This window comes from Fontisubflavum oceani (genome assembly GCF_030407165.1).
Classification (GTDB): Bacteria; Pseudomonadota; Alphaproteobacteria; order Rhodobacterales; family Rhodobacteraceae; genus Rhodophyticola; species Rhodophyticola oceani.
Genome location: NZ_CP129111.1, coordinates 418432 through 439243, shown reverse-complemented (window position 1 = coordinate 439243; position 20812 = coordinate 418432). Strand labels below are relative to the sequence as shown.

General features: G+C 61.0%; 20 protein-coding genes, 2 pseudogenes and 2 riboswitches. Of the genes and pseudogenes, 12 read left to right on the top strand and 10 right to left on the bottom strand.

Features of this window, described 5'->3' with window-relative positions; genetic code table 11:
- The first annotated feature begins 24 nt into the window (after positions 1–24).
- Positions 25–73, top strand: a riboswitch (SAM-SAH riboswitch).
- Positions 74–78: 5 nt separating this feature from the next.
- From metK to rpsA, 9 genes and pseudogenes are all read left to right on the top strand, one after another.
- Entirely contained in the window at positions 79–1260 is a 1182-nt protein-coding gene (gene metK, locus QTA57_RS02300) for a methionine adenosyltransferase (protein ID WP_290153368.1), read from the top strand.
- Between the two features lie 22 nt (positions 1261–1282).
- A complete protein-coding gene (locus QTA57_RS02295) occupies positions 1283–1759 on the top strand; it encodes an ABZJ_00895 family protein (RefSeq protein ID WP_290153367.1) in 477 nt (158 codons plus the stop codon).
- Between the two features lie 22 nt (positions 1760–1781).
- Positions 1782–2480, top strand: a complete 699-nt coding sequence (gene trmB, locus QTA57_RS02290) for a tRNA (guanine(46)-N(7))-methyltransferase TrmB (protein WP_290153366.1) — start codon at positions 1782–1784, stop codon at positions 2478–2480.
- Between the two features lie 183 nt (positions 2481–2663).
- Positions 2664–4014, top strand: a pseudogene (gene aroA, locus QTA57_RS02285) (3-phosphoshikimate 1-carboxyvinyltransferase).
- Positions 4011–4547 carry a hypothetical protein gene (locus tag QTA57_RS02280; RefSeq protein WP_290153365.1) on the top strand — a complete coding sequence of 179 codons (537 nt, stop codon included), beginning with the start codon at positions 4011–4013 and terminating at the stop codon, positions 4545–4547. Before aroA ends, QTA57_RS02280 begins: the two are co-directional and overlap by 4 nt.
- A gap of 46 nt (positions 4548–4593) precedes the next feature.
- Positions 4594–5013 carry a GFA family protein gene (locus QTA57_RS02275; protein ID WP_456237563.1) on the top strand — a complete coding sequence of 140 codons (420 nt, stop codon included), beginning with the start codon at positions 4594–4596 and terminating at the stop codon, positions 5011–5013.
- Complete coding sequence (locus QTA57_RS02270; RefSeq protein WP_290153363.1) at positions 5010–5624, top strand: (d)CMP kinase; 615 nt, start codon at positions 5010–5012, stop codon at positions 5622–5624. The genes QTA57_RS02275 and QTA57_RS02270 overlap by 4 nt, the downstream gene beginning before the upstream one ends.
- Positions 5625–5752: 128 nt before the next feature.
- Positions 5753–6271 (top strand): polysaccharide deacetylase family protein, encoded by a 519-nt coding sequence (locus tag QTA57_RS02265; protein ID WP_290153362.1) that lies wholly within the window; start codon positions 5753–5755, stop codon positions 6269–6271.
- A 199-nt stretch (positions 6272–6470) separates the two neighbouring features.
- On the top strand, positions 6471–8156 hold the full coding sequence (gene rpsA / locus QTA57_RS02260; protein WP_145212271.1) for a 30S ribosomal protein S1: 1686 nt from the start codon (positions 6471–6473) through the stop codon (positions 8154–8156).
- Between the two features lie 249 nt (positions 8157–8405).
- Here the strand turns inward: rpsA and QTA57_RS02255 are convergent, their stop codons facing one another.
- The 8 genes from QTA57_RS02255 to QTA57_RS02220 all read right to left on the bottom strand — a co-directional run bounded on the left by QTA57_RS02255 (position 8406) and on the right by QTA57_RS02220 (position 15653).
- Positions 8406–8777, bottom strand: a complete 372-nt coding sequence (locus tag QTA57_RS02255) for a hypothetical protein (protein WP_290153361.1) — start codon at positions 8775–8777, stop codon at positions 8406–8408.
- Positions 8778–8809: 32 nt separating this feature from the next.
- A riboswitch (cobalamin riboswitch) is annotated at positions 8810–9024 on the bottom strand.
- A gap of 69 nt (positions 9025–9093) precedes the next feature.
- Complete coding sequence (locus QTA57_RS02250) at positions 9094–9804, bottom strand: RraA family protein (protein ID WP_290153360.1); 711 nt, start codon at positions 9802–9804, stop codon at positions 9094–9096.
- Positions 9801–10244: an ABC transporter permease gene (locus QTA57_RS02245; RefSeq protein WP_290153359.1), complete on the bottom strand. Its 444-nt coding sequence runs from the start codon at positions 10242–10244 to the stop codon at positions 9801–9803. The genes QTA57_RS02250 and QTA57_RS02245 overlap by 4 nt, the downstream gene beginning before the upstream one ends.
- Positions 10199–10660 (bottom strand): ABC transporter permease, encoded by a 462-nt coding sequence (locus QTA57_RS02240; protein WP_290153358.1) that lies wholly within the window; start codon positions 10658–10660, stop codon positions 10199–10201. Before QTA57_RS02240 ends, QTA57_RS02245 begins: the two co-directional genes overlap by 46 nt.
- Positions 10657–11565 (bottom strand): ABC transporter permease, encoded by a 909-nt coding sequence (locus QTA57_RS02235; RefSeq protein WP_145212263.1) that lies wholly within the window; start codon positions 11563–11565, stop codon positions 10657–10659. The genes QTA57_RS02240 and QTA57_RS02235 overlap by 4 nt, the downstream gene beginning before the upstream one ends.
- Positions 11562–13199: a dipeptide ABC transporter ATP-binding protein gene (locus QTA57_RS02230; RefSeq protein ID WP_290153357.1), complete on the bottom strand. Its 1638-nt coding sequence runs from the start codon at positions 13197–13199 to the stop codon at positions 11562–11564. Before QTA57_RS02230 ends, QTA57_RS02235 begins: the two co-directional genes overlap by 4 nt.
- Positions 13192–14760 carry an ABC transporter substrate-binding protein gene (locus QTA57_RS02225; protein ID WP_290153356.1) on the bottom strand — a complete coding sequence of 523 codons (1569 nt, stop codon included), beginning with the start codon at positions 14758–14760 and terminating at the stop codon, positions 13192–13194. Before QTA57_RS02225 ends, QTA57_RS02230 begins: the two co-directional genes overlap by 8 nt.
- Positions 14757–15653, bottom strand: coding sequence for a carbon-nitrogen hydrolase family protein (locus QTA57_RS02220; protein ID WP_290153355.1), 897 nt, complete (start codon positions 15651–15653; stop codon positions 14757–14759). Before QTA57_RS02220 ends, QTA57_RS02225 begins: the two co-directional genes overlap by 4 nt.
- Positions 15654–15759: 106 nt before the next feature.
- Here QTA57_RS02220 and QTA57_RS18530 point away from each other — a divergent pair.
- The 3 genes and pseudogenes from QTA57_RS18530 to QTA57_RS02210 all read left to right on the top strand — a co-directional run.
- A pseudogene (locus tag QTA57_RS18530) lies at positions 15760–15906 on the top strand (LysR family transcriptional regulator); the annotation flags it as partial.
- Positions 15907–15948: 42 nt separating this feature from the next.
- On the top strand, positions 15949–16650 hold the full coding sequence (locus QTA57_RS02215) for a LysR substrate-binding domain-containing protein (RefSeq protein WP_290153354.1): 702 nt from the start codon (positions 15949–15951) through the stop codon (positions 16648–16650).
- A 211-nt stretch (positions 16651–16861) separates the two neighbouring features.
- Positions 16862–18961, top strand: coding sequence for a PhoX family protein (locus tag QTA57_RS02210; RefSeq protein ID WP_290153353.1), 2100 nt, complete (start codon positions 16862–16864; stop codon positions 18959–18961).
- Here the strand turns inward: QTA57_RS02210 and QTA57_RS02205 are convergent.
- Both QTA57_RS02205 and QTA57_RS02200 read right to left on the bottom strand, forming a co-directional pair.
- Positions 18958–19767 carry a division plane positioning ATPase MipZ gene (locus QTA57_RS02205; protein ID WP_290153352.1) on the bottom strand — a complete coding sequence of 270 codons (810 nt, stop codon included), beginning with the start codon at positions 19765–19767 and terminating at the stop codon, positions 18958–18960. The genes QTA57_RS02210 and QTA57_RS02205 overlap by 4 nt on opposite strands.
- A gap of 233 nt (positions 19768–20000) precedes the next feature.
- Positions 20001–20618 (bottom strand): LysE family translocator, encoded by a 618-nt coding sequence (locus QTA57_RS02200; RefSeq protein WP_290153351.1) that lies wholly within the window; start codon positions 20616–20618, stop codon positions 20001–20003.
- Between the last annotated feature and the right edge of the window lie 194 nt (positions 20619–20812).

Below are 20812 nucleotides of genomic sequence, written 5' to 3'. Positions count from 1 at the left end.
GCTTGGGCGTAAGCCGGGCCGATCAAAGCTCCACAACGGCTTCCTGGCGTGGAGAGAAAACACCAATGGAGCATTCCCATGGCACGACAGAATTTCTTGTTCACCTCTGAATCCGTTTCGGAAGGCCATCCCGATAAAGTCTGCGACCGGATTTCGGACGCGGTTCTCGACGCTTTACTTGCCGAAGAGCCGGAGGCGCGCGTGGCATGCGAAACCTTTGCCACAACCAATCGGGTGGTAATCGGTGGTGAGGTCGGTCTGTCGGATCAGGACAAACTGCAATCCTACATGGGTCAGATTGATCAGATCGCCCGCGATTGCATCCGCGATATTGGGTATGAGCAGGACAAGTTCCATCATAAGACGGTTGAGGTCACCAACCTCCTGCACGAACAGTCGGCCCATATCGCGCAAGGTGTCGACGCCTCTGGCAATAAAGACGAAGGTGCGGGCGACCAGGGGATCATGTTCGGCCACGCGGTCAATGAAACGCCGGAGTTGATGCCCGCGCCGATTTGCTATGCCCACAATATCCTGCGTCGCTTGGCCGAGGTGCGGAAATCCGGCGCCGAGCCTGCCCTTGGCCCGGATGCGAAAAGCCAGCTGACCATGCGCTATGTCGACGGCAAGCCGGTCGAAGTGGCCTCGATCGTGCTGTCGACTCAGCATCTTGATGAAAGCCTCACAAGCGATGATGTGCGCGCCATTGTCGAGCCGTACATTCGCGAAGAACTGCCCGAAGCTTGGGTAACGGATGCCACGAAATGGTGGGTGAACCCGACCGGCAAATTCGTCATTGGTGGGCCGGATGGCGATGCGGGCCTGACCGGGCGGAAGATCATCGTGGATACTTATGGCGGTGCCGCGCCTCATGGCGGCGGCGCGTTTTCCGGCAAAGACCCAACCAAGGTGGACCGATCGGCTGCCTATGCCGCGCGTTATCTGGCGAAAAATGTCGTTGCGGCGGGGCTCGCCCATCGCTGCACGATTCAGCTGAGCTATGCCATTGGTGTGGCCAAGCCACTCTCGATTTATGCCAACACCCACGGCTCGGGTGAGGTGCATGAGAGCAAGATCGAAGCGGCGGTTGAACAGCTCATGGACCTGACCCCGCGAGGTATTCGGACCCATCTCGGGCTGAACAAGCCGATCTATCAGCGGACCGCGGCGTATGGTCATTTCGGTCGTGCGCCGGACGCGGATGGTGGGTTTAGCTGGGAACGCACCGATCTGGTCGACGCGCTGAAAGCGGCGGTCTAGGGCACGGTTGGAAGCAATCGGCATGGCACGCGGACGGCATCTGAGAACCTATGCGATCCGGTTCGTCGGCTCGGCCTTGGTGGTGAGCGGAGTGGTTTGGGCCATTCTGGCCTATGCACCGGGCCTGATGTCGGGCGCGATTGGCCGCGGCGCTGTGACGGGCGGCGCCATCGGCGCGCTTCTCTGGCCGGCAGCGGCTTTTGCAAAGGACCATTTTGCGGGTGAAGGAGGTGCCCTGCCATCTGCGCAGCGGTGGGGCTATGCGTGGCGGTTCGCTCTGATTGCTTTATGCGTGGCGATGCTTTTCGCCGTCGTTGCGTTTGCGTTCGGCTTCCCAAAATCCCTTGGCCTCTCAACTCTATCGCCAAACGAGCAGGGGCGGATCATCGGGTCTAACTTGGCTTTGCCGGTGCTTTTGATGGTGCCGATCAATTGGCTTATGATCACCTCTGGTTTCAAAGGCGCCGCTCGAGGGGCAGCCCGGCGCAGGGTGCGCTAGGTCTTTGCCCAAGAGGTCTTCAATGTCGTCTGATCGCCCATTCCGCAACTTCTATGGCCGCCGTAAAGGGCAGCATTTGAAGGCGAGCCAGGAGCGGTATCTGGCGGAGGATTTGGCGGCGCTGTCGCCGGGTCCAGTGGATTGGGACGTGAACCCTGACAGGGTGCCATTGGATTTGGCGGCGCTGTTTCAGGGTCGAGAGACATGGCTGGAGATCGGGTTTGGCGGTGGCGAGCATCTGGTGCACCAAGCGGCGACGCATCCTGATGTCGGCATCATCGGGTGTGAGCCGTATATCAATGGCGTCGCGATGCTTTTGGGCAAGATCCGATCTGAGTGTGTGGAGAACCTCCGCGTCTATCCCGGCGATGCGCGCGATCTGTTCGATGTTTTGCCGGAGGCCTCAATTGGCAAGGCCTTTTTGCTCTACCCCGATCCGTGGCCGAAGGCGCGCCATCACCGGCGGCGCTTTGTGACACCGGAGCATTTGGAGCCGCTGGCCCGTGTGTTGAAGCCCGGTGCCGTGTTTCGCGTGGCGACCGACATCCCCGATTACGTGCGGCAGACCTTGATTGAAGGGCCGCGTGCCGGGTTTGAATGGCTGGCGGAGGGGGCATCGGATTGGCGCGTGCCGTGGGGTGATTGGCTGTCGACCCGATATGAACAGAAGGCGCTGCGTGAAGGGCGGGTGCCACATTATCTGACATTTCGGAAGCGGTGAGGGATGTCGTCTTGCCCCTTGGGCAAGCCGATCCGCGCGCCGACGCGCGCGGTACTGCGGGGGCGCTGCCCCCTGGCGCGAACGCGCCTCCCCCGGGATATTTGCGAAGCAGAGAAGGGTGTGGACTGCCATGCTGGTGCGGTCTATCAGGCGGATGCGACGATCAAACGAGGGATCTGTTCTATGTCCGGCCATGGTGAGCCAATTCCAATGACCTCGCGCCGCGCTACGCCGTTGAAAGGTGTGGCGGAGGTGCCGGGCGACAAATCCATTTCGCACCGGTCGCTGATTTTGGGCGCAATGGCGGTCGGCGAGACGCGGATCAGCGGATTACTGGAAGGCCAGGATGTGGTCGATACGGGCCGCGCGATGCGCGCCTTCGGGGCGGAGGTCACGCGACATGGGCCAGGCGAGTGGACGGTTCATGGCGTCGGTGTTGGCGGCTTCGCCGAACCGGATCAGGTGATTGACTGCGGCAACTCGGGGACGGGCGTGCGGTTGATCATGGGGGCGATGGCGACCACGCCAATCACCGCCACCTTTACCGGCGATGCGAGCTTGAACGGGCGACCGATGGCGCGAGTGACAGATCCGCTCTCGTTGTTCGGGGCCGTGGCCGTGGGCCGCGCCGGGGCGGCTGCCGATGACGTTGGTTGGGGCGGAGGCACCATTGCCGGTGCACTACACGGTGCCGGTTCCCTCGGCCCAGGTGAAATCGGCGGTTCTTCTGGCGGGATTGAACGCACCCGGGCAGACGGTGGTGATTGAGCAGGAAGCGACGCGGGATCATACCGAGCGGATGTTGGCGGGCTTTGGCGCCGAGATCACAACCGAGGTGACCGAAGACGGTCGGGTGATCACGTTGACCGGGCAGCCGGACCTGACCCCGCAAGACATCACCGTGCCACGGGACCCGTCGAGCGCAGCGTTTCCGGTCTGTGCTGCGTTGATTGTGGAAGGCTCGGACGTGTTCGTGCCGGGCATTGGGCTGAACCCCACCCGCGCGGGCCTGTTCGAGACGCTGCGCGATATGGGCGCGGACCTGACCTATGAGAATATGCGCGAAGAAGGTGGTGAGCCTGTCGCCGATCTCAGAGCGCGGTTTTCGCCCAACATGAAAGGCATTGAGGTGCCGCCGGAGCGGGCGGCCAGCATGATTGATGAATATCCGATCTTATCGGTGGTGGCGTCTTTCGCCGAAGGCCAGACGATGATGCGCGGTGTGAAAGAATTGCGCGTGAAAGAGAGCGACCGGATTGCGGCTATGGCGACAGGGTTGCGGGCCAATGGGGTCGGTGTTGAGGACGGACCCGATTGGTGGAGCGTCACCGGCATGGGGCCCGGCGGGGTGCCGGGCGGCGGGCTTACCGAAAGCCACTTGGATCACCGGATTGCGATGTCCTTCCTGTGTCTGGGGATGGCGACGCAAGAGCCGGTACGTGTGGATGACGCAGGCCCGATTGCCACCAGCTTTCCGATCTTTGAACCACTGATGGCCAGCCTTGGCGCGCGCATTGAGCGGAGCAACCGTTGAGCCGGAGGTGGATCGCCTATTGGGTACTCGTCACGGTTACTTTGGCAGTCCATCTCACGATGGAGCTTTGGACCTTGCCAAAAATCTCTTGCGAGGCAGGCGGGTTGGTGGCCTTCGATCTGCGCCCCCTCGGTTATGATCTGGCGGAGGCGGAGGCGTTTCTGTCGGCGCTCAGTGAGGACGGGCGCGCGCTTTATCTTGGCCTGCAACACTGGCTCGACCGGATTTTTCCGCTGTTGCTGGCGCTGGTTCTGGGCCTTCCGATCTGGGCCCTTTCGGCAGGCTGGCCGCGCTCGTTGCGCCTCACGGGCGTGGCACTGGCCGGGCTGGGCATGGCGTTCGACTATGCGGAGAACGCCCGTGTCGCCGGGTTGTTGCGCGGGCGAGCCGAAGATGTGACCGAGGCCGCCGTCGCCGCAGCGAGTTTGGCCACCCAACTCACGAGCGTGATGACGAGCGGGGCGATGATGCTGTTGCTGGTGCTTTTGCTCCGCCGTAGGGCTAAGGTGATCCGGGCTCGGACGCACCGCTGAGCCGCCCTTGCCCGGCATTCGGCAAGCGGCTAGCGTCGCGGAAACCATGCAGGAGTTTTTGATGCCTAAGGGGTCTTGCCTGTGCGGAGCCGTACGGTACCGCGTCAACGGTGCGCTTCGCCCGGTGATAGCCTGCCATTGCCAGCAATGCCGAAAGAGCAGCGGACACCATGTGGCGGCAACCTCCGCGTTGCGGGATGCCGTCGAAATCGAGGGTGAGGTGACATGGTACGCCTCTTCCGACACCGCTCATCGCGGGTTTTGCAGCACGTGCGGCAGCAACCTTTTCTGGGATGGGCCGGGCAGCCATCTGTCGATCTTCGCGGGGACGCTTGATGGCGATCCGGGTGTGCGCCTCGCCGGGCATATCTTCTGCGCGGATAAGGGTGCCTATTATGAGATTGCCGATGGGTTGCCGCAGGCTGCGCAGGACGATCCGGAATTGACGACACAGGTGTTGCTGTGAGTTTTACGGTCGCGATCGATGGGCCAGCTGCGGCGGGGAAGGGCACAATCTCTAAAGCTGTAGCGGCACATTTCGGTTTTGCGCATCTGGATACAGGGTTGCTCTATCGCGCTGTCGGGCGGCGCATGCTGCGGGGCGAAGACCCGGTTGCGGCGGCGCAGTCGCTGCGCGCAGAAGACTTGCAGGGCGATGATTTGCGTGGCCCCGAGGTGGCGCAGGCCGCAAGCAAGGTGGCGGTGATCCCTGAGGTGCGGACGGCTTTGGTCGATTTCCAGCGCGCCTTCGCGACCCGTGCGGGTGGCGCAGTGTTGGACGGGCGCGACATAGGCACGGTGATTTGTCCGGAGGCGCAGGTGAAGCTGTTTGTTACCGCAAGCGCGGAGGTTCGGGCCGAACGGCGCTTTGCGGAGTTGGCGGCCAAAGGCTTAAATGTGACATTCGAAGGTGTCTTAGAGGATGTCCGCGCCCGCGATGCGCGAGACGCGGAACGTGCCACCGCGCCGATGGTCGCCGCTGCGGATGCCGTGGCGCTCGACACATCGGATCTCAGTATTGAAGCCGCTGTCGCACGCGCCATCGCGGTTGTCGGGGCCGCACGTCAGGGTGCTTAGCGTCAATAGAGGCCTGTGCCCGATCGCGCATATCTGTTGAGTGTGTCGAAACGCCATCACCAAAGCGTGCATTGGGCGTGTGGCTCAGGTCGCGCTAGGCTGAGGTCACCCGTCTGAGAGGAGACCTCATGTTGCGTGCCCTGCTAATTGTCTTGCTTCTAACGGTATCACCCGTGTTTGCGCATGACATGCGAGACCCGATGACGCCTGAGCGCGTGGCGCAGATCTTGCTTGCCCTTGACCCTGACGCGCGGGCGGTAGGCGCGCGCGCCGAGATGACCCTCGGCGATGTTCCGGTGACGGTGTTTCTCGACGAAGGGGCCAATCGGATGCGGGTCATGGTGCCGGTGGCCTCGGCCGAGGCTCTGAGCCCGGAAGACCTGACCCGGGTGTTGCAGGCCAATTTCGACACCGCGCTAGATGCCCGCTATGCGATTGCGCAGGGGCGGCTTTGGTCGGTCTTCGTACATCCGCTGGCCGAGTTGACCGGTGAGCAGTTGATCCTTGGGATCGGGCAAACCGTGAACCTCGCCCAAAGCTATGGCACGCTTTACACAAGTGGCGCGCAGATCTTCGGCCAAGGCGACAGCGGCGGCATCTATAGCGATCTGATCGAAGAGTTGTTGGATCGTGGCGAGGCGCTCTGAGCGCCACTGCCCCTTGCACATAAGGCCAAGCCGCGCTATACGGCGCTCCGTCAAGCAGGCGGTCAACGTCGCGGCAGAGCAGGGTCGGGTTTCCCCCGGCCCTGATTGTTTTGCGACCACCCCGTCAAAGACCAACCCCAAAGACCGGCGGAGACAACCGCACGGCCAGATAAAACCCTGATAAGGAACTGAAAAACGCATGTGCGCTAAAGCAACCATGGAGGAGTTCGAAGCCCTCCTGAACGAAAGCTTCGAAATTGACACGCCCGAAGAGGGCTCTGTTGTCAAAGGTAAGGTCATCGCCATCGAGGCGGGCCAAGCCATCATCGACGTCGGCTACAAAATGGAAGGCCGTGTCGAGCTGAAAGAATTCGCAAATCCTGGCGAAGCCCCCGAGATCGCGGTTGGCGACGAAGTGGAGGTCTACCTCCGCAATGTCGAAAACGCCCGCGGTGAGGCGGTTCTGTCCCATGAGATGGCCCGTCGTGAGGCCGCTTGGGATCGTCTGGAAAAAGCCTATGCCGATGAGAACCGCGTCGAAGGCGCGATCTTCGGTCGGGTCAAAGGCGGCTTCACGGTCGATCTGGGCGGCGCGGTTGCGTTCTTGCCTGGCAGCCAAGTCGATGTCCGCCCGGTGCGCGACGCTGGCCCTCTGATGGGTCTGAAACAGCCGTTCCAAATCCTGAAAATGGACCGTCGCCGTGGCAATATCGTGGTGTCGCGTCGGGCGATCCTCGAAGAGTCCCGCGCCGAGCAGCGCGCCGAGGTGATCGGCAAGCTGGCCGAAGGCGATGTGGTCGACGGTGTGGTCAAAAACATCACCGAATACGGGGCCTTTGTGGACCTCGGCGGTGTAGACGGCCTGTTGCACGTCACCGACATGGCCTGGCGTCGTGTGAACGACCCGAAAGAGGTTCTGACCATTGGCGAGACCGTCAAGGTACAGGTGATCAAAGTCAACAAAGAGACCCACCGTATCAGCCTCGGCATGAAGCAGCTGCAGGACGATCCGTGGGATTCGGTCGAGACCAAGTACCCGCTCGATTCGACCCATACCGGTCGCGTCACAAACATCACCGACTACGGTGCATTTGTTGAGCTTGAGCCGGGTGTTGAGGGTCTCGTGCACGTCTCCGAGATGTCCTGGACCAAGAAGAACGTTCATCCGGGCAAGATCGTCTCCACCTCGCAGGAAGTGGAAGTCATGGTGCTCGAGATCGACACCACCAAACGCCGCGTCTCGCTTGGCCTCAAGCAGACCATGCGCAACCCGTGGGAAGTGTTCGAAGAGCAGTATCCGGTCGGCACGCAGGTCGAGGGCGAAGTCAAGAACATCACCGAATTCGGTCTGTTCGTGGGTCTCGACAACGACATCGACGGCATGGTCCACCTCTCCGACCTGACCTGGGAAGGTCGTGGCGAAGATGTGATCGGCAACTACCGTAAAGGCGATGTGGTTCAGGCGGTTGTCTCGGAAGTCGATACCGACAAAGAGCGCATCAGCCTGTCGATCAAAGCCGTTGAAGGCGACCCGTTCGCCGAGGTTGTCGATGGCGTCAAGCGCGGCTCTGTAGTGACCGTGGCCGTGACCGCGATCGAAGATGGTGGGATCGAAGTGGAGTATGAAGGTATGAAATCCTTCATCCGCCGCTCCGACCTCTCCCGTGATCGCGCCGAACAGCGCCCTGAGCGCTTCCAGATCGGTGATAAAGTCGATGCCCGCGTCACCAACGTGGATGCGAAGACCCGCCGTTTGGGTCTGTCGATCAAAGCGCGTGAGATCGCCGAAGAGAAAGAAGCGGTTGAGCAGTATGGCTCCTCCGACTCCGGCGCATCGCTTGGCGACATTCTTGGCGCGGCGCTGAAAGGCGACGACGACAAGTAAGGCCAACTGGCTTAGGAAAACAGAAGGCCCCGCTGAGCAGCGGGGCCTTTTTTATGACCGGGCGTTCACCCAATAGATCAGCTTGGCAATCTAACGAAGCGTTCGAGACCGCTTCTGCGGTCGTCCTAGGCAAAGGTCACGTGGCAAATGACAAAGCCAGACGGTCTCTGATCGGTGGTTTCCATGCCACACAACAGTATGGCAAGCCGTGGCCAACGTCAGGTGTCAGATGCCACGCATCCCTTGGCATCATTGAACCTGCCGCCGCGCTTTCGACCCGCCGCGGCGATGGGGTCTCGGAAGGCAGAGGTTCAGCGGTTCCGGCGGCATGCGCCGTGCTGCGAGCAGCAGCGCGCAAAGCACGCCAATCGCGGGCGATACCCGCTGAAATGGTAAGGCGCGCGCATAGGCCGCTCGCGCTTGGCGGTCGAAGTCGCTATTGCCGGGCAGGGACCCGAGCCATTCCATAAAGCCGAGTTGGCCAAGCTCAACCGCCCGAAGTTGGTCGGCAGGGTGAGTTTGAAGTCTGTTCAAAACATGATTGAGTACCATAGCGCCCTCCGCGCAGGGGGCGGGTCTGACGCAGGCAATCTGAAATGTCTCGGGGGGCCGGTCCGTCATCACAATGCTCCTTGCCAGGCACCCCGCCCGGGTTGAGTTGAAGTGCGATGGCAGGTCTCCTGACTTGCGGGTCTCGGCCGGTTCCGAACCTTCCCGGGCTATGGCCCAGTGGTGTTCCTCGGATCGGCTCACCGCTTACAGTTGCGGGGGCAGTTGCGGCATTGGCTGGCGTGTACCAGCCGCACCGCATTCCCTTTAAATCCCGCGCCGCCTAAACGGTCTGGGAACCATCGCCTCAATCGGTAATGAGACCGGGGGCTAGATGTCAATTGCTGATTGCTGAAACAAGGTCATCGGCACGGCGACGGCTTTGACCTTAATCACGCGGACCGTCGCCCATGGCTGTGGCCACCATGTGACTGGCACCCGACAGCTGCCCAAGCGGCAGTGGGTCGTTGCCTCGCGCGCGGCGGCGATCGGCCACAATCTGACCTCTGGTGAGCGCGATCCGGCTCACATCTGCGGCGTCTTCTGGTTGCATGACATAGACGCCGTCGATATCCGCCAAGATTGCATCACCCGGCAGCACGGCCGTGCCGCCAACGGAAACCGGCACATGCGCCCGCCCGCCGAGATTGGCCATCCGCGTTGTCATTGGCGAGACGCCGCGACACCAGACAGGGAACCCCAGTTCGGCCAGTTCCACGCTGTCGGTGCAGGGGCCATCGATGATGGCGGCCGCAATCCCTTGCCGCATTGCCGCCGCCGCAACACCGTCGCCGAGGCAGGCATGGCGTTGGTCGCCAAGCCGGTCGATCACCAGGATATCCCCAGGGGCGGCCAAACCGATGGCATGGTGCAGCATAACCGAACACGGCCCCGGGATTTGGACGGTCAGGGCTCGCCCGGCAATGCGCGGGCCAAAGCCCTGATTGGCACGAATGCCTGGGTCGAGCGCTCCCCAATAAAGAATATGCCCCAGCATCGTTGTCTCGCATTGCTGAAGGGTCTCAACCGTGGCGGGGTCGAGGGCCGGTGGTTCGGGCCCGATCATGTATTTGGCTGGCGAGGGAAGGGGGCTGTTCATCGTTCACTCCGCAAAGTCGGGTCGAGCCGGTCGCGCAACCAGTCACCAATCATTGAAACAGACAGCGCGAGGCAGAAGATGATCGCGCCAGGCAAAAGGGTCAGCCACCAAGCCGTCATCAAGCGGTCACGGCCCTCGGACATGATTTGCCCTAGGCTTGTGAGTGGCGGTTGCACGCCAAGCCCTAAGAACGAGAGCGCCGTTTCCAAGAGCACCGTGAGTGGCAGATTCACGGTGAACTGAACCAGCGCGACATTCAGGATATTGGGCAAGACATGGCGCAGATAGATCCGGGCGGGGGACGCCCCAAGCGCGCGAACGGCGGTGACATAGCCGGATTCTTTGGCTTGCAAGGTCGCGCCGCGCATCAGGCGGGCATAAACCTCCCATCCGTTTAACCCGACGAGCAGCAGAAAGAGCGTGAAGGAATTGTCGAACATCGCCGCATGAACAGGGCCACGATGATGATCGGCAAAGAAGCCTGCACATCGATGGCGGCGACGATGACCGCTTCGGTCTTGCCGCGTTTGGCGGCGGCAAGAATGCCGAGAAGCGAGCCCAAAACCGCGCCGATCACCGTGCCAACGATCGCCACGACCAGCGTGATTTGCGCGCCGGTGACAAGCCGCGCGAAGAGATCCCTGCCGCGCGCATCCGTGCCAAGAAGGTAGCCCTCGGTGCCGGGCGGCTCCAGTCGATGAAACAGAGAGGTTTCGCGGAATCCATGCGGCGTCAGCAGATGGCCGAAAAGGGCGAACAGGACGAAAAGCGTCACGAAACTGAGCGCAAGCTTCACACTAATCGGGATTGGCGCGCGCGCCCGCTGCGGCGCGACTGGTGCGGTTGCGTCGCTCATTTTGCGCGGATCCTCGGGTCGATGATCAGATAGAGGAAATCGACGATCAAGTTCGCGATGACCATGGTGAAGGCGACGACGAGGACCAGAAATTGCACTTGCGCCAGGTCCCGCGTCGCGACCGACCGCACCAGAAGCTGTCCGACCCCAGGCCAGGCGAAAACCTGCTCCGTCACAACCGAGCCGGCCACCAAAGCGCCGAGAGAGAGGCCAATTAGCGTCACCAGCGGGATCGCGGCATTGGGCGCGGCGTGGCGCACAAGCCGCATCCCAAAGGGGATGCCACGTGCCTCTGCTGCGCGCATATAGGGCGCGTTGATCGTTTCCAGAACAGAAGAACGGGTAAACCGCGCGAAACTGCCCATCGCGGCCAAACCAAGGGTCAGCGCGGGCCAGATGACGCTGGCATTTTCACCACCCAAAAATGTGCTGAATGCGAGGGCGGCGACCAGGATCATGACCAGACCGAACAGGAAGTTTGGCATGGCGAAGGCGAAGACCGAGAACCCCATAACGAAGCGATCAAGCGCCGTGCCACGCCGGATGGCGGCCACCGCCCCGATGGGAATGCCGATTGCAATGGCCATGCAGAGTGCCGTTAACCCCAGATGCAATGTGAAGGGCAGACGATCCAGGAATGTTTCTTCCACCGCAATGCCGGTATGGATCGAAAAGCCGAAATTCCCCTGTAAGATGCCGCCGACATAGCCCAGATATTGCTGCCAGAGCGGTTGGTCGAGGCCGAGGGCACGGGTGTATTGATCAATCACCTCTTGCGGTGCATCAGGCGGGACCAGGGCCGCCGCCGGATCGCCGGAGAGCCGGATGAACAGGAAAACCAACGTCACCGTAACCAACATGGTCAGCGCCGCGCGCAGCAATCGGGAGAGGATGTAGCCGGTCATGCCGCGCTCCCTTGCTGAAAGAGTTCGAGCCCGGGGGCGGCCTCTAACAGGCCCTTGGTATAGGGATGTTCCGGCGCCCCAAAGACACGATCGGCAGGGCCGCGTTCGACGATTTCACCGGATTTCATGACCAGGATGTCGTCCGCAATGGCGCGGGCAACGGCAAGGTCATGGGTGATGAATAGGATCGCAAAACCAAACCGCCGTTGCATATCGGCGAAGAGATCCAGAATCTGGGTCTGGATCGAAACATCGAGGGCGGAAACGGCCTCGTCGGCGATCAACAGCTCAGGCTCCAATGCGAGGGCGCGGGCGATGCAGATCCGCTGCCGCTGCCCGCCCGAAAATTCCTGTGGATAGCGGCCAGCGGCTTGCGCCGAGAGGCCGACCAGCTCAATCAACTCCATCGCCTTGGCCCGCGCTGCATCGGGCGCCATGCCATGGATGATGGGCCCTTCGGCGATTGCAGACAGGATCGTCTGGCGCGGGTTTAGGGCGGAAAACGGGTCTTGCAACACGACTTGGATCGACTGTCGCAGTTTGCGGAGCGGTGCGCCGGTGACATCGGCAATCTCCGCACCTTTGAAGCGGATCGATCCGCTCTCGATATCCTCGAGCCGCAACAGGCACCGTGCCAGCGAGCTTTTGCCAGAACCGCTTTCCCCAACCACGGCCACGGTGCGGCTTTCTGAAATGCTGAGCGAGACGTCTTTGACGGCATGAAGCGCCTTGCGATTGCCCAAAAATCCGCTGCGATAGATCAGGTTCACATCGGTCGCCTCAAGGATCGGCGCTCCATCATCGCTACCGAGCTGGCGCGGTGTAGGGTTGACCGCAGCGATGAGTTTTTGCGTGTAGGGATGCTGCGGGTTGCGCAGAACATCCTGCGCGTCGCCTGTTTCGACCAACACGCCGTCCTGCATCACGGCCACCCGATCTGCGATCTCGGCGACGACGCCAAAATCATGGGTCACAAATAAGACCGAGAGATCATGTTCCACCTTCAGGCGGGCAATCAGAGCCAGGATCTCGGCCTGGGTCGTTACATCAAGCGCTGTGGTCGGTTCGTCGGCGATCAACAGCTTGGGTTCCAAGAGAAGCGCCGCCGCGATCACGGCGCGTTGCGCCTGCCCGCCGGAGAGTTGATGCGGATAAGACCGGGCGATGCGCTCCGGGTCCTGCAACGCCACATCGCGCAAAACGTCGAGTACGCGCGGTAGACGCGCCGGTTTTGACATGCCATGCACGGCGAGAATTTCCGCCAGCTGCGCGCCAATGGTGCGGACCGGGTTCAAGCTGGCGCCCGCATCTTGGAAGATCATTGCGATCTGGGCCGACCGAATTGCGCCAAAGGCGGCGTCGCGCTGCGGCGGCATGGTATGGCCCGAGAACCGGATGCCACCGGCGGTCACGGGCAGCGCATGGGGGAGCATGCCAAGGATGGCTTGCCCGATCACCGATTTGCCCGAGCCGCTTTCCCCAACCAGGCAGAGCGTCTCGCCCCGATTGATCTCAAAGCTTATCTCACGCACGGCCTCGGGGCGGTCGCCGTCGGCGGGCAAGGCAACCGTCAATCCGTCAATGGAGAGGAGCGGCGCAGGCGGCGCCGTCTCCTCGGGGTTTGGCTCACTCATTGTGGTCCGTCATATAAAGATGGTCGAAAATGGTGACCGCCGAATTGCCCGGGTCCCAGGCCAAGTCTTCGTCAATCGCGTAGTTCACGACGTTGCGCCACATATACATGCCCGGCGTCACTCGCTCCCATTCCTCGACCAGATCAAGATAGGCCTGATAGCGGGTCTCGAAATCCTGGCTTTGCTCGAAGGCCTCACCGAGACGAACAAAATCTTCGGTCATGTCCCAAGTGCGATGGGATGCCCGAAACCGGCTCGATTGCGGGCCCCAATCCATCCAAAGCGGCCGGTAAGGGTCGCCGGAGAATTCCGAACTCATCGACATGTTTAGGAAGTGGAACGGGCGTTCATAGGCCAGCGAGAAATTGTCTTTCAACTCGATCCGCACATTGATGCCAAGCTCGGCCCATTGCTCCACCATGAACTCCGCCGCGATCTCGTAATTCGGATAGAAGCCGCGGGTGATGTGCCAGATCAGCTCTTCGCCATCATAGTCGCTCTCGGCCAGATAGGCGGCGGCTTGCTCTGGGTCGAACGGCACGGCGCGCTCCCGGTCGGGATCGAAATAATCGCCATATTCCGGGAAATTAAACGGTGTCGGCACAAAGGTCGCATCGCCCCAGATCGCGGCTGCAATCGCCTCCCGATCCACGCCTGCGACAATGGCCCGACGCAGGTTCACATCCGTCAGCGGATTGTCGGGCAGCGCCTCGGTTTCAAGCATGTTGAAGGCGAACATCGGGTAGTTTTCGATCCCCTTCTCCATCACCGTGATGCCTTCGGTCCCCTCGAGAGATTCGACCTGATCGGCGGGCACGCTGACCACGACATCGTACTCGCCAGCGACCAGCCCCGCGAACCGGGTCGAGAATTCCGGCACAATCTCAAAGCGGAGCGAGGCGGCTGGCGGTTCACCGGCCCAATAGTCGTCAAACGCGACCGCCTCGACCGCCACGGACGGGTCAAAAGAGGTCATCCGATAGGGGCCGGTGCCCATCGGCATCTGCCCGAAAGCCTCGGTTCCGACCTCTTCATAATAATGGTGCGGCAACACAAACCCGATCGGTGTGACCATGCGGAACGGCAGGTTCGGGTCGGGGAAGCTGGTTTCGACCTCAATGGTCAGCGGTCCAGTGGCCTCGACCCGGACAAACCCGCGCGTATAGCGCGTGCCGCGGGGCGCCATTGGCTCTTCGCCCCAAAGCCGTTCAGCCGACAAAGAAAACGCGACATCTTCTGCATCCATGATGTGCCCATCATGGAATGGCACGCCCTCGCGCAGGGTGAATTCCCAAACATAGGGCGAGAGCTGTTGCCAGCTTTCGGCGAGCCAAGGCACCAGTTCGGTGCCATCGGGGTCTTCCCACCGGTTTCGGCGCACCAAAGTGTCGAACACATTAGAATGCACCCGGGCACCGGTCGTCGAGATGCCGACCACAGGGTCCATCGTGGGCCAAAGATTATCAACCGCGATCACCAGATCGGGGCGGTCTTGTGCCATGGCGGGCATCGCCATGGCGCTGGCCAGAAGTGTTGTGGCCATCAGGTTCCGAAAGGTCATGTCATAGCTCCCGTTGATGATTTTTGGTCTGTCTCTGAGTTTTTGGTCGTTCCCTCCACGCGTAGATCGCGGAGGATGTAATCGCGCGCATTCTGCAAGTTGGGGATTTGGCGTCGTGCGGCTGCGACGGCGTCGAGCGGCAAGTCCAACGTGACTTGGCCCGGAGCCTCGCCGCCCAGATCGGCAAGCACCTCGCCCCAGGGGGAGACGATTATGGAATGGCCCCAGGTAACACGCCCATCGGCGTGATTTCCGACTTGCGCCGCCGCGATCACATAGGCGCCGTTCTCAATCGCCCGGGCGCGTAGCAACACCTCCCAATGGGCGCGCCCGGTTGGCACGGTGAACGCCGAGGGGATGAACAACACCGTAGACCCGGCCAGGGCATAATCGCGGTAGAGATGTGGAAAGCGCAGATCGTAACAGATCGACAGCCCGAGCGGACCATATGGGCTCTGAGCAACCACGGCTTCTTGGCCCGGTGCATAGCGATTGGATTCACCTGTCGGGGTGCGGCCATCCAGGAACACATCGAACAGATGAATCTTGTCGTAGCGCGCTACAATCTCGCCCGCCGGGTCGATCAGAACGGTGTGGTTGAGATACCGGCCATCGGGTGCCTTGATCGGCGACGAACCGGAGTGCACCCAAATTCCATGCCGCGCGGCCTCTTCCCGGCAGGCTGCGATATAGGGGTCATCGCCTTCCTCGGTGATTTGCGCGCGGGCATGGTCTTTGTCTTTGTCCATCAGGCCCGCGGCTTCAGGGAGGGCCAGCATCTCAGCGCCATCTGCTGCGGCTTGTTCGGCGGCCGCCCGCAGGCTTTTCACATTTTCGGCGTGAGTATTGTGCGATGTCATCTGAACCATCGACACACGTAGCATTTCGGTCATGTCCGCCCCTTGCGTTGTCCTGCTTTACGACCATAGAGCGGCAAAAATGCGAGAAAAAAGCGCAAAATAGTTGCAACCCGTCTGATTTTCTAACATTCCATCGGCCATGCACTCGACAAGGCGTCTCCCATCCCTGAATGCGCTGCGCGCTTTAGAAGCGGTTCGCGAAACCGGATCCGTGTCGGGGGCAGCGCGCCGGCTAAGCGTGTCGCATTCCGCAGTTAGCCATCAAATCAAGCAGTTAGAGGCGTGGATTGGCCGCCCCATCACCGTGCGCCGGGGTCGGAGCGTCGCTTTGACCGAGGCAGGTGAAAGCCTGGCCCGCGTGGTGCACGATTCCTTCGACGCGATCCGGCATGAAATCGATCTCCTGCCGCTCCGCTTTGCGCGTGCCGTCTCGATCTCAGCACTGCCGGTAATTGCCGAAGAGATTCTCTTGCCCAATCTCGATCAGTTTCGCAGCGCCTTTCCCAATATCAGTTTGCACATCTCTTTGGCCCAGACCGACCGACCGAAAACACCGGCCCCGGATGTAGAGATTCTGTTTCGGCAGAAGGATCGGCTCCTGCCGGGAGAGGTTGTTCTGCTGCCGGGGGATGCGGTTCCGGTCTGCGCGCCCGAGCTGCTCGCAACATCGGGGCAAGACCCGGCCTCTGCGGTGCGCTTGGGTCCGTTGCTTACGGATGAGGACTCACGGATGTGGACCCGCTGGCTGCCACAGGTAGGCGACGAATGGAAACCCGGCGACATGGCCAGGACGATCTATCTGGAGGGGTCGTTCTTGCTACAGAAGGCGGCAGAACACGGGATTGGTATTGCCATCTGTCGAAAGGCAACCATCGGGCGCGCGATCCGGTCGGGCCGGTTGGTTCCGCTCTCCGATGTCGCGATTGATCAAGACTGGGCCTATACGCGTCGGGTCGCCGCCGGGCGTGAGATCGAACCTGAGGTTCAGATTGTGACCGACTGGCTCGATCGCGTGTGCGCAGCGCCGTGATTGGGAACGGTCGGCCGTAGGATTCGCATTGGATGGATCGGCGCAGCGCGGATCGCGCTCGTCAAATAGCTGCGCCTTACGGCCCGCATGAAACAGATGACACTGCCATATAGCCGTTACATTCGCGCTATCTAAAGGGGCCACGCGGTCCGGGCTGCTCCGGTGCCGTTTCCCATGCAGCTATGCTTTCAGCGCCACAGGGAGGCCCTTTATGAAGCGTGACGACATCATCCAAAGCGATGAACATGGCAACAAGGCGGAAGCCTTCGAAGCCTTTGACGACATTCCCACCAACCCCAATCTTGGCAACACCATTGGCGACGTGATCAACCGTCGCTATGGCCGCCGCGACATCATGCGTGGGGCGCTGGCCGTTTCTGCCACGACGGCGCTCTTTGGCACCACTGCCGTAATCGCGCCCAAGCAGGCCGCCGCGATGGGCAATGCCGAAGACAGCCGCTATGTCTTTGATGAGCTGACCTGGGGCAACGATGTGAACCACCACATCGCCGATGGCTACAACGCCGATATCCTGATCCGTTGGGGCGATCCGATCTTCGCGAACGTACCGGAATTCGACCCGCAGAATCAGTCTGCCGAAGATCAGAAAATGCGCTTTGGCTACAACAACGATTATGTTGGCTTCCACGAGCTGGAACCGGGCCGCGGTATCCTCTGTGTGAACCACGAATACACCAATGAAGAGGTGATGTTCCCGGGCCTTGGTCGTCAGGACCGAGACGGCTTCCAGGGTATGACCGAAGAGTTGGTGAATATCGAAATGGCGGCCCATGGCGGTTCGATCTTCGAGATTGTCAAAGGCGATGACGGCAAGTGGAGCGTTGTGCTCGATAGCCCATACAACCGCCGGATCACGGCCGACGACACCCAGATGACCTTCTCTGGCCCTGCCGCCGGTCACGCGCGTATGCAGACCTCGGCCGACCCCGCTGGCATGAACGTGATCGGCACCATTAATAACTGCGCTGGCGGCATGACGCCTTGGGGCACCTATCTGATGGCCGAAGAGAACTTCCACGGCTATTTCTGGACCGATGTCGTCGATGGTGACGGCGATCCCGACGTCTCCGCTCAGGCGGAAGCCGAGTCCATGCGCCGCTATGGTACGCCGGGCCGTTGGTATGCCTGGGGTCAGTACCATGACCGCTTCAATATCGATGTGGAGCCGAACGAGCCGAACCGCTTCGGCTGGATCGTCGAAGTTGATCCGACGGACCCGACCTCAACTCCTGTCAAGCACACCGCGATGGGCCGGTTCCGTCACGAGGGGGCCGAGTCCACCGTGGCGGGCGACGGTCGTGTCGTGCTCTACTCGGGCGACGACAACCGCTTCGACTATGTCTATAAGTTCGTCACTGCAGGCACGGTGTCGGATGATAAAGCGGCCAATATGCAGCTCTTCTCCGAAGGCACGCTTTACGTGGCGCGCTACAATGACGACGGCACCTATGAGTGGATGCCGCTTGTTCATGGCGAAGGCCCGCTGACCGCAGAGAACGGGTTCGACAGTCAAGCGGATGTCATGATCGACACCCGTCTAGCGGCTGATCTTCTGGGCGCCACGCCAATGGATCGCCCGGAGGATATCGAACCACGCGGCGATGGTGCTGTGTTCGTGATGCTGACCAACAACTCGCGCCGGACGGCCGAGCAGGTGGATGCGGTGAACCCGCGCCCGGAAAGCAACTTCGGTCATATTCTGCAGATGAACGAAGATGGCGGCGATCACGCGGCGACCAGCGGCACCTGGGACATCCTGGTGCAATGTGGCGACCCGAACATCGCCGAGGTTGGCGCGGTCTGGAACCCGGAGACATCGGAAAATGGCTGGTTCGGCTCTCCGGACAACTGTGCGCTGGACGACAATGGCCGTCTTTGGATTTCCACCGACCAAGGCTCTGGCTGGGGCCGGACTGGGAAATCCGATGGTCTCTACAGCCTCGAGACCGAAGGCGACCTGCGCGGCCATTCCAAGCTGTTCTTCCGCTGCCCTGTTGGTGGAGAGCTTTGCGGCCCGTATTTCGCCGACAACTCGGAGACCTTGTTCCTCGCGGTGCAGCATCCGGGGACTGATGGCACCCGCGACTTCGCCGGCTTTGAGCGGAACTCGACCTTCGAAGATCCGGCCACTCGCTGGCCTGATTTCGCCGAAGGTATGCCGCCGCGCCCGTCGGTCGTGGTTGTGACCAAAGAGGGGGTGGTCAGATCGCGGTCTGATCTTCTCTGTTCAAAAACAAACGGCCTCGCAACGCGCGGGGCCGTTTTCCGTTCTCGAGGCGGGGTGACTTAGAAATCGATGGTCACGCCGGGCAAGTTCAATCCCGACATCAGATCGCGTACCTCTTGCCGTGCAGCCACGTTCGAAATGTTCAGCCGTTCGACCCCCATCTCGCGCAAATCCAAAAGGGTCATGCCGGTTGGGAAGAGCTCCCGAAAAATCACCCGTTCGGAAAACCCGGTGCCGACGCGGAACCCGATCCGCTGCGCCAGCCGATCGAGCGCGCCGCCCACCTTGCGCTTGTTATGCATCTGCTGCGCGCCAACCCGGTTGCGGACGACGATCCAATCAATCGGACTCAGCCCTGCCTTGGCGCGAAGCTGCCGCGCATGCCAAACCATCTCGGAATAAACTGATGGGCCACGAATGTCGTAGGTCTCTGGATCAACGCGCGCCAGCAGGTCGAAGTCGACAAAACTGTCATTCATCGGCGTGACCAACGTGTCAGCCAGCGAATGCGCCACCTGGCTCAACCGCGTATGCGAGCCGGGGCAGTCGATCACGATGAAATCGCAATTGCCTTCCAACTCGCCCACGGCCGCCGAGAGACGGCGGTCATAGATGTTTTCCTCGGGCCCAAGTTGCTCGGGGTCGATCTGCGGCAGTTCCATCAGAAGGGGGCAGGCGATATCCATGTCGCGGGCGGCGATCGTGTTTTGCCGGTTCTCGATATAGCGATGGAAACTGCGCTGTCGCAGATCCAAATCCAACGCCCCAACCGTATGGCCCATCCGCGCAAGGGCGGTTGCTATATGCATCGCGGTGGTCGACTTGCCCGACCCGCCCTTCTCATTGCCCAAAACGATGATATGCGCCATGCCCGATCCCCCGGAGTTCGCTGCCGAGCGGCCCTCATTTCGTGGGGCCGCCATATTTCGGCGCAATATACGGGAGGGAGCCGGGGCTGTTAAGCGCGAAACCGGTCCAATCTTGATTGGCGTGATAATTTGGCGTGTAGAGGCGCGATCTTACGGATCGCGGAACTGAACCCTCGTTGTCATCTAGAATGTGGTAACTAGGTGAGCCGCCGGTTTGTTGGGGCCTGACCTGACTAACTCCGCTTAGCCAGAACCACCGCACCGGCTCCGATAAGCAGCGTGCCGGATGCCCGGTTCAAGATGCGCATTCGTGAGGGGTTTTTGAAAAACGTGCCCGCCTTGCTCGCGCTGAATGCGTAGGCGGCAAATGCCGAACCCAATACAGCAACGAATATCCCCATGATCGCGAAGACTTCAACCATCGACAGGGTTGGAAGATCGAAGAAGGTCGGAAGAAAGCCTAAATGAAACAAGATCGCCTTCGGATTGCCAAGGGTTATGCCGAACCCTGTCAGGAAGCTTTTGAGTGCGTCGCCTGAGGCGGCACCTGACGCAAGTGGCTTCCCGGGGTCTTTCCTCCAAAGCGAGATGCCTAAGTAAATCAGATAGATCGCCGCGACAACGCGGACGACGACGAAGAACTCGCCAAGAATTTGTCCTAGAGCAGCCAACCCAAGGAAGACCAGAGACATGTAGAACAAATCCCCCAACAGAATGCCGCCTATCAGGCTGAGCGTGGAGCGAAATCCGCTTGAGAGCGAGCGTCCGACCACCATTAGGATCGCGGGTCCGGGGATGAGGACCCACAACAGCAACGCTGCAACAAAGGCCATTGCGGATTCTACGGTCATGATCACTCTCTCGCCGCACCCGAGACGGTTGCGGGCCACATATGTTGGAATGTCGGTAAGATCCCAAAGGGATTACAGGTCAAAGGACATTAGCCATCAGAAAAGTCAAGGCTCGCTAGTCCTTTTGCGAAATCAGCAAGCGGCGCACGCAGCGAAAGGGCGCTTTGTCCGCACAACCCCCTTCACCCCGTAAA

Excerpts from the sequence above, each read along its gene's own strand:
- metK (WP_290153368.1), top strand. The coding sequence starts at position 79 with ATGGCACGACAGAATTTCTTGTTCACCTCTGAATCCGTTTCGGAAGGC.
- QTA57_RS02295 (WP_290153367.1), top strand. The coding sequence starts at position 1,283 with ATGGCACGCGGACGGCATCTGAGAACCTATGCGATCCGGTTCGTCGGC.
- trmB (WP_290153366.1), top strand. The coding sequence starts at position 1,782 with ATGTCGTCTGATCGCCCATTCCGCAACTTCTATGGCCGCCGTAAAGGG.
- QTA57_RS02275 (WP_456237563.1), top strand. The coding sequence starts at position 4,594 with ATGCAGGAGTTTTTGATGCCTAAGGGGTCTTGCCTGTGCGGAGCCGTA.
- QTA57_RS02265 (WP_290153362.1), top strand. The coding sequence starts at position 5,753 with ATGTTGCGTGCCCTGCTAATTGTCTTGCTTCTAACGGTATCACCCGTG.
- rpsA (WP_145212271.1), top strand. The coding sequence starts at position 6,471 with ATGTGCGCTAAAGCAACCATGGAGGAGTTCGAAGCCCTCCTGAACGAA.
- QTA57_RS02255 (WP_290153361.1), bottom strand. The coding sequence starts at position 8,777 with ATGACGGACCGGCCCCCCGAGACATTTCAGATTGCCTGCGTCAGACCC.
- QTA57_RS02250 (WP_290153360.1), bottom strand. The coding sequence starts at position 9,804 with ATGAACAGCCCCCTTCCCTCGCCAGCCAAATACATGATCGGGCCCGAA.
- QTA57_RS02245 (WP_290153359.1), bottom strand. The coding sequence starts at position 10,244 with ATGTTCGACAATTCCTTCACGCTCTTTCTGCTGCTCGTCGGGTTAAAC.
- QTA57_RS02240 (WP_290153358.1), bottom strand. The coding sequence starts at position 10,660 with ATGAGCGACGCAACCGCACCAGTCGCGCCGCAGCGGGCGCGCGCGCCA.
- QTA57_RS02235 (WP_145212263.1), bottom strand. The coding sequence starts at position 11,565 with ATGACCGGCTACATCCTCTCCCGATTGCTGCGCGCGGCGCTGACCATG.
- QTA57_RS02230 (WP_290153357.1), bottom strand. The coding sequence starts at position 13,199 with ATGAGTGAGCCAAACCCCGAGGAGACGGCGCCGCCTGCGCCGCTCCTC.
- QTA57_RS02225 (WP_290153356.1), bottom strand. The coding sequence starts at position 14,760 with ATGACCTTTCGGAACCTGATGGCCACAACACTTCTGGCCAGCGCCATG.
- QTA57_RS02220 (WP_290153355.1), bottom strand. The coding sequence starts at position 15,653 with ATGACCGAAATGCTACGTGTGTCGATGGTTCAGATGACATCGCACAAT.
- QTA57_RS02210 (WP_290153353.1), top strand. The coding sequence starts at position 16,862 with ATGAAGCGTGACGACATCATCCAAAGCGATGAACATGGCAACAAGGCG.
- QTA57_RS02205 (WP_290153352.1), bottom strand. The coding sequence starts at position 19,767 with ATGGCGCATATCATCGTTTTGGGCAATGAGAAGGGCGGGTCGGGCAAG.
- QTA57_RS02200 (WP_290153351.1), bottom strand. The coding sequence starts at position 20,618 with ATGACCGTAGAATCCGCAATGGCCTTTGTTGCAGCGTTGCTGTTGTGG.